This is a genomic window from Streptomyces sp. NPDC004752 (genome assembly GCF_053601275.1).
The window spans coordinates 1-12,686 of record NZ_JBSGBN010000199.1 but is presented as its reverse complement, the minus strand read 5'-3'; the positions used below and the strand labels follow the sequence as shown (position 1 = coordinate 12,686).

At 67.3% G+C, this 12,686-nt stretch carries 13 protein-coding genes; 8 read left to right on the top strand and 5 right to left on the bottom strand.

The genetic code is table 11. The features are described 5' to 3' along the window. Positions 1-124 precede the first annotated feature (124 nt). The 4 genes from ACWEKM_RS43625 to ACWEKM_RS43610 all read left to right on the top strand — a co-directional run bounded on the left by ACWEKM_RS43625 (position 125) and on the right by ACWEKM_RS43610 (position 3,971). Positions 125-709: a DUF6262 family protein gene (locus tag ACWEKM_RS43625; protein WP_451626861.1), complete on the top strand. Its 585-nt coding sequence runs from the start codon at positions 125-127 to the stop codon at positions 707-709. Between the two features lie 165 nt (positions 710-874). Continuing rightward, positions 875-2,173 (top strand): MFS transporter, encoded by a 1,299-nt coding sequence (locus ACWEKM_RS43620; RefSeq protein ID WP_451626860.1) that lies wholly within the window; start codon positions 875-877, stop codon positions 2,171-2,173. A gap of 413 nt (positions 2,174-2,586) precedes the next feature. Next, positions 2,587-2,838 (top strand): hypothetical protein, encoded by a 252-nt coding sequence (locus ACWEKM_RS43615; RefSeq protein WP_451626859.1) that lies wholly within the window; start codon positions 2,587-2,589, stop codon positions 2,836-2,838. Then, positions 2,835-3,971: a hypothetical protein gene (locus ACWEKM_RS43610; RefSeq protein ID WP_451626858.1), complete on the top strand. Its 1,137-nt coding sequence runs from the start codon at positions 2,835-2,837 to the stop codon at positions 3,969-3,971. The genes ACWEKM_RS43615 and ACWEKM_RS43610 overlap by 4 nt, the downstream gene beginning before the upstream one ends. A 1-nt stretch (position 3,972) precedes the next feature. Here ACWEKM_RS43610 and ACWEKM_RS43605 read toward each other — a convergent pair whose 3' ends face one another. The 5 genes from ACWEKM_RS43605 to ACWEKM_RS43585 form a co-directional block, all read right to left on the bottom strand. After that, a complete protein-coding gene (locus tag ACWEKM_RS43605) occupies positions 3,973-4,503 on the bottom strand; it encodes a restriction endonuclease (RefSeq protein ID WP_451626857.1) in 531 nt (176 codons plus the stop codon). Between the two features lie 4 nt (positions 4,504-4,507). Beyond that, positions 4,508-5,368, bottom strand: coding sequence for a hypothetical protein (locus tag ACWEKM_RS43600; protein ID WP_451626856.1), 861 nt, complete (start codon positions 5,366-5,368; stop codon positions 4,508-4,510). 221 nt (positions 5,369-5,589) lie between these two features. Beyond that, positions 5,590-6,837 carry a hypothetical protein gene (locus ACWEKM_RS43595; protein ID WP_451626855.1) on the bottom strand — a complete coding sequence of 416 codons (1,248 nt, stop codon included), beginning with the start codon at positions 6,835-6,837 and terminating at the stop codon, positions 5,590-5,592. Then, positions 6,830-7,384 carry a DUF4365 domain-containing protein gene (locus ACWEKM_RS43590; RefSeq protein ID WP_451626854.1) on the bottom strand — a complete coding sequence of 185 codons (555 nt, stop codon included), beginning with the start codon at positions 7,382-7,384 and terminating at the stop codon, positions 6,830-6,832. Before ACWEKM_RS43590 ends, ACWEKM_RS43595 begins: the two co-directional genes overlap by 8 nt. Before the next feature lie 916 nt (positions 7,385-8,300). After that, positions 8,301-9,089: a rhomboid-like protein gene (locus tag ACWEKM_RS43585; RefSeq protein WP_451626853.1), complete on the bottom strand. Its 789-nt coding sequence runs from the start codon at positions 9,087-9,089 to the stop codon at positions 8,301-8,303. A 236-nt stretch (positions 9,090-9,325) separates the two neighbouring features. On the opposite strand from ACWEKM_RS43585, the gene ACWEKM_RS43580 reads away from it, so the two are divergent. From ACWEKM_RS43580 to ACWEKM_RS43565, 4 genes are all read left to right on the top strand, one after another. Next, entirely contained in the window at positions 9,326-10,003 is a 678-nt protein-coding gene (locus ACWEKM_RS43580) for a spermidine synthase (protein WP_451626852.1), read from the top strand. Positions 10,004-10,117: 114 nt separating this feature from the next. Next, on the top strand, positions 10,118-10,858 hold the full coding sequence (locus tag ACWEKM_RS43575) for a response regulator transcription factor (RefSeq protein ID WP_451626851.1): 741 nt from the start codon (positions 10,118-10,120) through the stop codon (positions 10,856-10,858). Then, positions 10,855-11,964 carry a HAMP domain-containing sensor histidine kinase gene (locus tag ACWEKM_RS43570; RefSeq protein ID WP_451626850.1) on the top strand — a complete coding sequence of 370 codons (1,110 nt, stop codon included), beginning with the start codon at positions 10,855-10,857 and terminating at the stop codon, positions 11,962-11,964. Before ACWEKM_RS43575 ends, ACWEKM_RS43570 begins: the two co-directional genes overlap by 4 nt. A 282-nt stretch (positions 11,965-12,246) precedes the next feature. Further along, the coding region (locus tag ACWEKM_RS43565; RefSeq protein WP_451626849.1) for a 2-oxoglutarate dehydrogenase E1 subunit family protein at positions 12,247-12,686 on the top strand (440 nt) is incomplete at its 3' end.

Below are 12,686 nucleotides of genomic sequence, written 5' to 3'. Positions count from 1 at the left end.
ATCGGCCAGATGAGCCCGAACGCCTTCGAACAACGATCAGTTACTCTGACCACTGCCGCATAACAACCGGTGTCCACGATCCCGGGTCAAGCCCCGAGGACACCGACCCCGAACAGGACGTCGCATGAACACCGTCCCCGAGCCCCGCACCGCCGCGGCCCTGGCGGCCCGCCGCCGCAGAACCGAAACCGCCCTCCAGCGGGTCCACGAGTCCATCGCCCGAATCCGACGCGAGAAAGCCCAGGTCAGCGTCGCCGCCGTCGCCCGCCGCGCGGACGTCTCCCGCACCTTCCTCTATGACAACCCCGAGGCCAGAGCCGCCGTCGCCTCCGCGATGGCCGAGGCCGGCGAACACCGGTCCCGGATGCTCGCCCAGCAGGACGACGAACGCGAAGCGACCTGGCGCGAACGTGCACTGAACGCCGAGGACGCCCTCAAGGCCGCCCGCACCGAGATCCTCACCCAGCGCACCCGCATAGGCGAACTCCTGGGCCAGATCCGCGACTTGGAAGCCGAGTGGACCGAGGAGGCCATCCATCGGATCACCGCCGAGAACACCACCCTCAAGCAGCGGGTCCGCCAACTGACGGCCGACAACCGCACCCTCGACGAGCGACTCAAGGCCGCCCGGTCCAACATCCGCTTCCAGGACCGGCGCATCGCCGACCTCGAAACCCAGATCGCCGATCCGCAGGCCACAACCCCGTGAAGCCAGCCACAGACGGGGCTTTCCCGCCACACAGGCACACCCAAGAACGGCGATCTCTTGCGTGACCGCGATGAGGGCTGATACTCACCTGTTAGCACTCTCGCATGGAGAGTGCTAACAGGGGCGGCTGCCGAGACCGAGCCCACTCGTTCGCAGCAGCGACCGATGCCGGAGCACACGGACGAGGGGACTGCCATGTTCGATGTCCTGCGAGTGCGCGACTACCGCCTGGTGGCAAGCGCAGAGCTCCTGTCCAGCCTTGGAGACTGGTTACTGCTGGTCGCCGCACCATATTTCGTGCTCCGCCTGACGGGATCAACGCTGGCCACTGGGCTGGCACTGGCGGCCGAGACCCTGCCCGCACTCCTTCTCGGACCGGCGGCAGGAGTGTTCGCCGACCGATGGGACCGGCGCCGCACGATGCTCGCCATCGACCTGTTACGGGCCGCGACCGTCGCGCTCATGCTCCTCGTCCACCACCCAGACCAGGTCTGGCTCATCTATGTCGCGCTGATCGGCGAGGCAAGTCTCGGCCAGTTCTTCGGACCCGCCCGGCAAGCCCTGATCCCGGCGCTGGTCGGGCGCGGTCCGCAACTAGCTGCGGCGAACTCACTGGCGGCACTGGTCTCCGGCACCGTCCGACTGGTCGGCGGCCCGCTCGGAGGCGCCCTTTACGCAGTGGCCGGCTTCGTTCCGGTCGTGGCTCTCGACGCCGCCAGCTACCTCGCCTCCGCCATCCTGATCATCGCGATCCGCCACCGCCCCGAACCGGCCTCTCAACAACGCCGCAAGGGCACCGTGCTACGGCGGTTCGCGAGCGACCTGCGAGCCGGCGCAACTCACCTCCGCACGGCTCCGGGACTCCCCGCCGTGCTCGCCACAGCCTCGGTATTCTTCCTGGGCAACGCAGCCCTGACTGCTCTGCTCGTGCCCTACACCGGCGCCGTCCTGCACGCTGGAGCCGGCACGCTGGGCCTGCTGTTCGCCGCGCTGGGCGTCGGCTACCTGACCGGAGCCCCGCTCAGCCGGGCCGTCGCCTCACGTCTCTCCGACCGCACTGTCGTGATCAGCAGCCTGGCCAGCCTGAGCGCGGTGTTCGCCGTCACCTTTAACACTCACGACGCCGCCTGGGCCCTCATTTTGTTCATCCTCATCGGGCCGCCGGGTGTTTGCTTCCTGGTCACCGTCGACACCTACCTCGCCCGCCGCACCCCCAACGCCCTTCTCGGCCGAGTCAGTTCCGCCTACGGCGTGCTCCAGGCAGCAGCCACTCTGGCAGGCATGCTCGGCGGCGCAGCCCTCGGACAACAGGCGGGTATCGGCATCACTGCGGACCTGGCTGCCCTGTCCGTCGCCATCGCGGCGGCCGTCGCACTGCTGATCCCGCGCCGCATCACAGCCGACAGCCTCGACGCAAGCAAGCCGTCAATCCCGGCAGACTCTGAACGCTCAGCAGACCGCTGACGCCAGCACCAACCGACATTCGGCAGCCGCATCATCCAACCCGCCCCGACGAACCACACCAACGAGCGACAGCATCGGCGCTGATCCACCGTCGAAGACATGTAAGCTATGCATCATCGCAGTTCAGAGCCGGTATCCGAGCTCCCGCGGTCGGTAAAGTCGACGAGCTCCACAACCTGAACCTCGCCACCCGCACCGGCGCCGAAGCCTCCGACCAGCTGAAGTACTTCGCCGAACGACTGCCCGCCACTTTCGCCTACGCGGGCATCGACGTCGAGGACCAGGGCCTGTTCGCCGGCACCCGCGGCCGCCAGATCGCCGGGCGGTTCGCCGTCATCCCCGCCGCCCCGTTTTCCTACGCCCCGGGAGCGGACCGGGAGGCCTGGCAGTCCCTGGTCGGCACCCTGGAGGCCATGCTCCGGCTGCACCACCACCAGCCCGGAACGCTGACCGGCCTGAGCGAGTACCTCTACCACCGCTCGGGCGGCATGATCGGCAGCTTGTCACAGCTCGTCCGAGGCGCCGCCGTGCTCGCCATCGAGGACGGCAGCGAGGGCATCACCGAGGACCTCCTGGAGGGGGTCCCGGTCGACTTCGCCGCCGAACGCTCCGAGGCCCTCACCGCTCCCGAACGGCCCCGAACGCGCCGGAGGCGCGTCGCGTGATGCTCGCCCGTCTGCCCGACCCCATCCCGCCCGCGCAGCACGAGATCGCCGCCTCCTACATCAGCCGGCTGGCCACCCTCCACGGCCTCGACATCAACGCCGTCTGGTTGCGTGTCACCGAACGCGAAGCCTCTGGAGGCATGCGCCGTGTCGTCGTCCCCGAACGGCTCGCCGCCCTCACCGGCCGGAGCGTCCACGCCCTCGCCGGAGCCCTGCCCGAACTGCGCGACCCGCAGCCCGACTGGACCATGTTCCGCCACCAGCCGCAGCCCGGCTGCCACCACTGCGACACCAAACACATCGGCGGCAAGGTGACCAGACTCCTGCCGCACCACCGCTACGTCTGCACCCGCCACGACGTCTGGATCGGCCCGCCCGACGCCGACCAGCCCTCCGTCAACCTTGCCGACCTGCCGGAAATTGCCGACGCCCAGCGCAGGCACCTGCGCATCCTGCACCGGCACGGCTGGGCCGCCACCTACGACGCGCTGCTGACCGCCTTCACCTTCTGCGGGCACATCTGGACCGACGGCGAACCCATGACAAACCCCTGCCGCGTCGAGCACACATGGGCTGAACGCGCTCATTTCCTCATCCCGCCCGAGACGGCCAAAAAATCGTACAGCACCTCCCGGCTGTTCGCCGCCGTCTATCCCGAAGCCGTCAGCGTCGCCGCCCTCCTTGCCTCGCCTTACTGGCGCCGTCTCGCGAGCGGCACAACCGCCGAGCGCGAGCGCTTCTACCGGGAGATCAACCGACGCATCGACTACCCCTACAAGGACGACCACAAGCACAGCGACGCCATCGCCCACTGGGCGGACACGGACGCCTGGCGGCCGCCCTCCAACCCCCTCGTGACCTACAAGCCGGGCCGCACACACGGCCGGCTCCCCGACCGCCACCGAGGCCGCGAACAACGCCACGACAAAAGTGCCCTGTGGTTCAACCGCACCCGCCGCAACGCGGGACGGAATCTGTTATTCCACAACCATGTCAAATCCGTCCTCATCCGCGCATGGACCCCCGCCTACGAGAAGTTCGAAGGCGTGATCTGGCACAGTGCACGTGTCGACGAACAGATGAAGGTCACTACCACGCGAGAGCGACAAGATTTCCTTGAAAATGGCAGCTAATCTAAAAACGCCCTGCGGCTACACACTCCAAGATGCGCTCACAGAGCAGCTTTGAAAACTGCTCAACATTCTTCAGAGCCACAATGTCATCGAGAGTCACAACAATTACACGCTGCCCCTCCTGCTGCGCCATGTTGATCTTCATGTATGCAGCAGTCAGTTCATTCTGATCGCCAGTAATCCCGTTTGCGGCAACCATGATCCCCATACTTACACCCTTTTCACGCAACTTCAGAATGAAAGCCCCAACCGCCTTGGCGTCCACCGGATTATCCCAGTTCTTGCACTCAACCAGGAAAAGAGATGGGACCACTTTCATCCACATAGCCGTTTGGGCGTTCGCAACAGATATGTCAATCTCAGATCCTCGAAAGGGATCAATCCCATTGCTTCGGGTGAGCACACCGGGAATCTCTTCAAGCAAGTAGCGAAACAAGGACTCCAGGGCGTCTCCGCGCTCTTTCGTGGTGAGCGATTTATCTTTGCCCACAGCTGCAAGCCGAGAGATCTCCTCTTTCGAGTAGACTGCCATCTCACTACCTCGCCGCCGCTTGCGCAACGGCGTCAGAGATTACCCCTTGAAGCGATCTCTCTCCGAGCCGCCTAATCAGCTCTGTTGCCGAAATCCTCTCAACGAGAGCCGTCGAACGCCGAGCTGGGAAGGGATCCACCCCGTCAACGGGGTGATAGATAAGAAGTCCGAGCTGCGAGTGGGTTGCCGTAACTTTTTGATGCAGGGCAGCTTCGTCCTCTGATAGCCGCCTTTTTCGAGACACCAACTTGCACTCTGCAAGCACGACAACAGATGAACCGCTCGACGGAACGAAAGCGAAGTCGGCGTAGTCGTTCGGGTGCGCCCCCTCCGGGGGTTCCGCCAATGCCGCACCGGCCGAAACCAGCAACTCTGAAATCAAACTCTCGAATTGCGCATAGACTCGCAGGTACTGGCTACCCGGCACACCAGGACTGAGAGGCAAAGGTTCTCGGTATGCCTGCTCCAGCGCCTGAAGCCTGGAAAGGTACATCTCCGCGTCGATCGGAGTGTAATTTTCTTTCGGAAATCTCGACGCCTGCCCCTCGGGCACGCTTGCGGTCAATGCCCAGATGTGGTCCGTAAGCGAAGCACGGTTCTCTGGAGAGCAAAGCGCAACCGAAAGACCTTTGATCCAGGTAGGCGGCTTCAAAGGTGGCGGCACAATGAGGAGACTGGGAATCCCGCGCGCAACCGCTTGACCCATACGCAAAATCACGTCGAAATTGTTAAAGCCCTCTTGAGGGCTCGCCGAGCCACTCGCATCCGCCGCGTCTAGAGCTGCGATGACAACGTCGGGCACAGGATCAAAAATCACCCCATCGCCAACTACGTTCTTAATCACCCAAACGTCGCGAACATCCATGTCTGCAAGGAGGCTCGCCAAGACGTCTAGGTTCACTCCACTGGCACCTACGAGAGAAGCACGCACGAGGACAGCATAGGCCCTGTGTCACTTGCGGATTCGGGAAGCCCTCAGACTCGGCCTGGGTTGGAGATCCACGGCAAGAACAGCAACTTCCCACACCCGGCTCAGCTTCCACGAGCTTCCAGGCCGGGCGGCCAGCCTCATGAACAGGTCGCTCCTCAATCCGCGTCGTCGATGCTCATCTGTCCCTGGGTGATTTGCGGTTGTTCCATAGCCGCCTCAACGTGCAGCAAGGCATCCAAGTGACCAACCGTGCGTACAACACTGGCGTCGTAGAGCCAGTGCAGATTACCTTCACGCTCTAGTCGGCCGTAGACTTGTAGGGCGATGTTCTCCTCGTAGGCGTGAATAGCCTCGTGGTACTGATCCTCTTCTGCCAGCCGTACGCGCACCTTTCGGGGTTGCCCTCCCATGACGTTCTCGACGCCGAAGACGCCTGGACCATCGGCTTCCTTGCGGGCCAGTAGGTGAACTCGTCCGGTCACGGTCACAAAGCCAGAGTCCTCGGCCGTGGCCAGTCGATGTGCAGCCTTCTCAAGGATGGGGGCATCGCCACCAGAGAATTCGTATCGCGATACAGGTTCCTCGAATCCTCCCGGCACAGAAGTGTCCCATTCAATGGTGATGTCCGAACCATCCGAGTGCTCGGCGATGCCGAGAATCGCGGTTGCCATCTCGTATGACACCCCCTCTCGCACGCCAGCGTCAAAACCTGTGAGCGATCCGCTGGAGCGGTAGTGGTCGATGGCCTCGGCGGTCGCGGATAGGGCCCTCACTACGGCATGGCTTACGTCTCGACCGTACGGTCCCACTGCCGCACCCAACTCCAGGGACGGTGAGGCGGCAGAAAGTTTGCGTAGCGGTACGGTCGTTGCCGATGGAGCGAACGCCTTGACGATGTAGCTGCCCGGCTCTGTCTGCCCCATAAGCACGGAGTCGAGGTAGCGGTTGGCGAACTGGCCGTGCCGGTTGCCGAAGTGTCGCGTCTGATCGATGTACGACTTGGCGCCTGCGACCAGAGTGCGGCGAGCGGACGAGATGAGCCGCTCGCCCTCCCGCCAGGAAATCAGGCCACTAGGGAAGGCCGCCTCCCTGCGGAAGCGGAACTCGTCCGTAGGGTCGGTGAAGAGCCGTGGGGCGATCGACCGGGCCCACAGACTTCGATAGTTGGGAGAAGTGACCTGCTGAAGCAGGCTTTGCAGAACCTCGATGTACTCCGGCGCTTCACGGTCCAGTGGTACGACAAACGATCCGGCTCGGGCGTCGGGCTCGCCAGGAGGAGCGAGGCGATTGTAGATGCCGCTGCGCCGGCCGACGAGTGTCCAGCCTGCTTCAGTCATGAGAGTGGTGAGCCGCGTCGGATCGACGCGCCACAGATCGAGTTCGGTCGACACCAAGTCAGGCATGGAGCGACTCACCCCTCTCGATCTTTTCCATGATGGCGGTCAGTGCCCCGGCGTTGAAGAGGTTGGAAGTAGGAACGCGAACTGACGGCTTCTCGGCCGGAGGGACTGTCATCCCCTCAAGGCTCATCCAGTAGCAGGCTTGCATGACCTCCAAGTGCGTGTGGGCTGTGCGTTTCCACTCTGCCTGCCCCTTGGGTATCGCCATGACGACCAAGAGGGACTTCATGCCCATGCGAGGGCGTACGAGACGCTCCATGTATTCCCGCTTCTCGAAGCGGTAACGAAACGACTCCACATTGCCGTCGACGGCTATCTGGGTCGTGCTCTTCATCTGGACGTAGAAGCTCGTCTCCTCCCCCAGAGGGTCGGAGGACGTGCGCACCAGCATGGCGTCAGCGCCGAACATGTCTCGGCCCTGTTTGATGAAAAGACAGCCCGCGGTCGCCGCAACGCTCTGCATGTAGCCCTCCTGGAGCTGCTCCATGCAGGTGGTAAACGTGCGTCGATCGACAGGCTCTGTTATGCCGCCCCTCACAGCCTGCGCCATGGGCGCCCCCCTCTGGTTGCCCCTCCCCCAGTGAGCGCAGCATACGGTCCCCCCTCTCCCGGCCGTCCAGCCCCCGTTGCCTCACACTATTGACTGCCACCGACAAGTGGACCGCCGCAAGGCAGGGACGAGCGATCGAACGTCCCCGCCCTCCGAAAACGCAAGATCGATCTGCACACCCTTGCGCCGACCACGCAGACAAAACCTTCATCGCGCTGGCCACGGCCACTGCCCCATGCAGACTCCTGCGGCACTGGACAGCGCTGGCCGTGGCGCTGCGCTGGCCGTGGCGCTGCGCTGGCTTGGGGCTGTGGGACGCTGCGGGTCCGTTGTGGCTGTTCGCGCAGTTCCCCGCGCCCCCATCGGGGCACGTTCACTGCGGCGGGTCGCAACCCACGCGGCGGAGCCGAAGCGGCGGGTGCGCTGCCCTGACTTGAAGCCGTGGGACGCTGCGGGTCCGCTGTGGCTGTTCGCGCAGTTCCCCGCGCCCCTATCGGGGCACGCCCACGCGGCGGAGCCGTAGCAGTCAGCACCGACCGTGGCCAACACGGTCTGAGCCGCTCCCGCTTATGCTTTCGCGGTCCCGCAAGAGGGCCGCTGGCCGCCTGGCCTGGCATGACTACGTCCCCCCGTCGACGGCATGAGACGAGACGGCATGACCTGGGGGGCGGCACTGGACCTGGAAGGCGCCGTCCGCCGCCTCGCGCGCGAGCCTGCCGCGGCGCTCAGGGACGGGCCGGCCGCCGGGGCGCTGCGCGCCGACCAGGGCCGTCCTCGGCGACGGCCACTTCGGCTCCGCCACGCGAGCCCGACCCGCCACAACGAACACGCCCCGACAGGGGCGCGGGGAACTGCGCGAACAGCCACAACGGACCCGCAGCGTTCAACGACCCCAGACCAGCGCAGCGCCACGGCCTCAAGCCGGCGCAGCGCACGAGCGGTCCCAGTGGCGGACCAGGGGCCAGGTCGCGATGCCGATGGTCAGCGCGATGAGATGGCCCCAGTCGGTCATCGGGTCCGCGAACTCGATCAGGTCCCCGACGGCCATCCCGCCGAACAGGGCCAGCAGGGTCCAGCGCAGCCAGGGGGCGACCAGTCCGGCCAGCGCGCCGGTGACGGCGGCCACGCCGAAGCTGATGCCGTAGTCGAGGCGGTGCAGCGAGGTGAGGGGCAGGTGCCCCGCGAGCACCGCGATTCCCACGGGCACCTCGGTCGCCAGCGTGGCCAGGACATGCCCGAGCAGGAAGACGCCGGCCGCGCGCAGGGCGCCGACGCGCCGCTCCAGGGCGGTGAGGACCAGCAGGAAACCGAGCGCAAACGGCGAGACGACCCCGCCCGCGATCCACAGCGCGCTCGCCACCAGCACCTTCCCGGGAGCGCCGGCCAGGTGGGCCGCGTCCGTGCTGGATGCCCGCTGGAGGGCGTGCACGAGGGACGGGTCGGCGAAGGAGGCGACCAGCGAGGTCACGGCGAGCAGGGCCGCGTAGGCGAAGGTGAACGGCGTACCGGCGGGGGTGGGCAGCAGCAGCCAGGGGCGCGGGGCGGGCAGCGCCCGCGCGGGGGCCGGTACGACGGCCGGTGCCGCCGGGCCCCGCTGGCGTGGCATGCCGTCCAGCAGGCCGGCCGTCCGGGTCCCGGGCGGTTCGGGGACGTCCGGAAGGGGCGTGGGTGGGGCCGTCGTCGAGGCCGCCGCGGTCCGTTCCACCGTGAGGCGCTCCTTCCGCTCGGCCCCAACCCTTCGCGTCACAGGGGCCGCTGTCTATGACCGACGCCACGCGGGACCGGATTCACAGGATCTTCTGAGGAACCGGCTGCGCCGTCCGGGGACCGCGGCCACGGCGCGCCGCTCGTTCGGGTGAGGTGCGCCGTCGCTTCGGCGACCGGGACCGGGGCTGGAGCGGGGCCCCGGGCCGGGCTCTGCGCGTCGGGCAGGATGGGGCCATGACCGCCGCGTACGACATTCCCGAAGTCCTGGACCGCCGCGAGGGCCCGTACGGCGAGGTGGTGCTGCGCCGGCAGGGCGCCCTGCTGCAGATCATCGCCAACGGCTGCTTCCTGATGGACACCTCCGACGGACGCTCGGAACGGCTGCTGGTGGACGCCGCGCTCGGCGCCCTGGACGACCGCCCGGCGCCGGAGGTGCTGATCGGCGGCCTGGGGGTCGGGTTCTCGCTCGCACATGCCGCCGCGAACCCCCGCTGGGGTCGGATCACGGTCGTCGAACGGGAACCCGCGGTCATCGGCTGGCACCGCACGGGACCGCTCGCCGAGGTGTCCGCCGCGGCCCTGGCCGACCCGCGCACCGCCGTCGTGGAGACGGACCTGGTGGCGTACGTCCATGAGACGTCCACCACGTTCGACGCGCTGTGCCTGGACATCGACAACGGACCCGGCTGGACGGTCACCGAGGAGAACGGCGGCCTGTACACACCGGCCGGACTCGCGGACTGCGCACGGGTGTTGAGACCGGGCGGGGTGCTCGCCGTGTGGTCGGCGCAGCCTTCTCCGGATTTCGAAGGAACCTTGCGGAATGCCGGATTCCAACGGGTGCGTACCGAAGAGATCCCCGTTGCCCGGGGCGTTCCGGACGTCGTGCATCTCGCCGTACGACCTGGATAGCGACGGCGCGCTCTCTCACCGTAATGTGCTTCCCTGACGCGGATCATTCAAGCGTCAATCGCAGATCATGGGATCACCCCACGGATTCCGGAAAGCACACTTCAGGGGCGGGCGATGGAGCAGACACACACCTCGCACAACGGCACCTCGGCGCCCAGTCCGGGTGCGCAGCGCCGGGTCCTGGTCGTCGAGGACGACCAGACGATCGTCGACGCCATCGCGGCCCGCCTGCGCGCCGAGGGTTTCCTCGTACAGACCGCGGGCGACGGTCCGGCCGCCGTCGACACCGCCGAGGCTTGGCAGCCCGACCTGCTGATCCTCGACATCATGCTGCCCGGCTTCGACGGCCTGGAGGTCTGCCGCCGGGTGCAGGCCCAGCGCCCCGTGCCGGTGCTGATGCTCACCGCGCGGGACGACGAGACCGACATGCTGGTCGGGCTCGGGGTCGGGGCCGACGACTACATGACCAAGCCGTTCTCCATGCGTGAACTGGCCGCGCGGGTGCATGTGCTGCTGCGCCGGGTGGAGCGGGCCGCGCTGGCCGCGACGACCCCGCGCTCGGGCATCCTGCGCCTCGGTGAGCTGGAGATCGACCACGCACAGCGCCGGGTGCGGGTGCGCAGCGAGGACGTGCATCTCACGCCGACCGAGTTCGACCTGCTGGTCTGCCTGGCGAACACCCCGCGCGCGGTGCTCTCCCGCGAGCAGTTGCTCGCGGAGGTGTGGGACTGGGCGGACGCCTCCGGCACCCGGACCGTCGACAGCCACATCAAGGCGCTGCGCCGGAAGATCGGCGCCGAGCGGATCCGCACCGTGCACGGGGTGGGCTACGCGCTGGAGACACCGACGCCATGAGCGAGGGGCGGTCGGCCGTACGGAGGAGTCCCGGGGAACCCTGGGGCGGCGTACGCCCGTTCTCGATCAAGACCAAGCTGGGCGCGCTGGTCGTCATCTCGGTGCTGATCACGACAGGTCTGTCGATGATCGCGGTGCACACGAAGACGGAGCTGCGCTTCATCACGGTCTTCTCGATGATCGCCACCCTGCTGATCACACAGTTCGTGGCGCTGTCGCTCACCTCGCCGCTGGACGAGATGAACGCGGTGGCGCGCTCCATCTCGCACGGCGACTACACCCGCCGGGTGCGCGAGAACCGCCGGGACGAGCTGGGCGACCTGGCCCAGACGATCAATGTCATGGCGGACGAACTGGAGGCGCAGGACCGCCAGCGCAAGGAGCTGGTGGCGAATGTCTCGCACGAGCTGCGCACCCCCATCGCGGGCCTGCGGGCGGTGCTGGAGAACGTCGTGGACGGCATCGCCGAGCCGGACACCGAGACCCTGCGCACGGCGCTCAAGCAGACGGAGCGGCTGGGCCGGCTGGTGGAGACGCTGCTCGACCTGTCCCGGCTGGACGACGGGGTCGTCCCGCTGCGCAAGCGGCGCTTCGAGGTGTGGCCGTATCTGTCGGGCGTGCTGAAGGAGGCCAACATGGTCGCCTCGGCGCGTCCCGGCATCGCCTCGGGCTCGGGCAGCCACACCCGTACCGACGTCCATCTGCATCTCGATGTCTCCCCGCCGGAGCTGACCGCGCTCGCCGACCCGGAGCGCATCCACCAGGTCGTCGCCAACCTCATCGACAACGCGGTCAAGCACAGCCCGCCGCACGGCCGGGTCACCGTGCGGGCGCGGCGCGGGGCGCAGCCCGGCTCGCTGGAGCTGGAGGTCCTGGACGAGGGTCCGGGCATGCCGCGGTCGGAGTGGCACAAGGTCTTCGAGCGGTTCAACCGGGGCGCCGTCAGCCGCCCGCACGGCCCGGGCAGCGACGGCGGTACGGGGCTCGGGCTGGCGATCGCCCGCTGGGCCGTCGATCTCCACGGCGGCCGGATCGGGGTGGCCGAATCCGAGCGGGGCTGCCGGATTCTCATCACCCTTCCGGGAGAGCCCTCTCTCTCAAGTTGACGTAAAGTTCGAGGCGGAGCCACAAGATCCACGAGCGTCCCGGCCGACGGGCGCGTGGACGTGCACAGGGTTGCGCCCCTGGAGTGCGCCGAGGCCCGGGGCGGGGCATCCCTCGCACAGCTGAATCAGCCATGTTTCCCGCCATTTCAAGGCCCGAAACCCACATTCTGATGTGACTTACGCGACGAAGAACCTGCCCCGACTGACCTTCCCGCTCAGGGAGGCGTAGCCTTTATTCCCGCTGTCCATCACCTTGTGAAGCGGAAGAGGGCGGTTGCCGCCGTGTCGCCACAGTCCCCCAGTAACCCGAGCTCCCCCGGCCTCCGGTCGGGCGGTGTCACCACGACCGACGAACAGGCCGGGAAGAATCCCACCGCCGCGTTCGGCGCCAATGAGTGGCTCGTCGACGAGATCTATCAGCAGTACCTCCAGGACCCGAATTCGGTAGACCGCGCCTGGTGGGACTTCTTCGCCGATTACAAGCCGGGAGCGGCTGCCGCCCCGGCCCAGGCGGGTGCTGCGGCCGCGGAGGCCTCCCCCACGCTCGAGTCCACTCGGGCGGCGGGACCCGTATCGGCTGCCCCGGCCCAGCCCGCCGCCCCGGCCGCGCCCGCCACCGCCACTCCGGCGGCCACCGCCCCGAAGCCCGCGACCCCGGCCCCGGCCGCCCCCCGGCCCGCCGCTGCCGCCCCGACTCCGGCTCCGGCTCCGGCTCCGGCTCC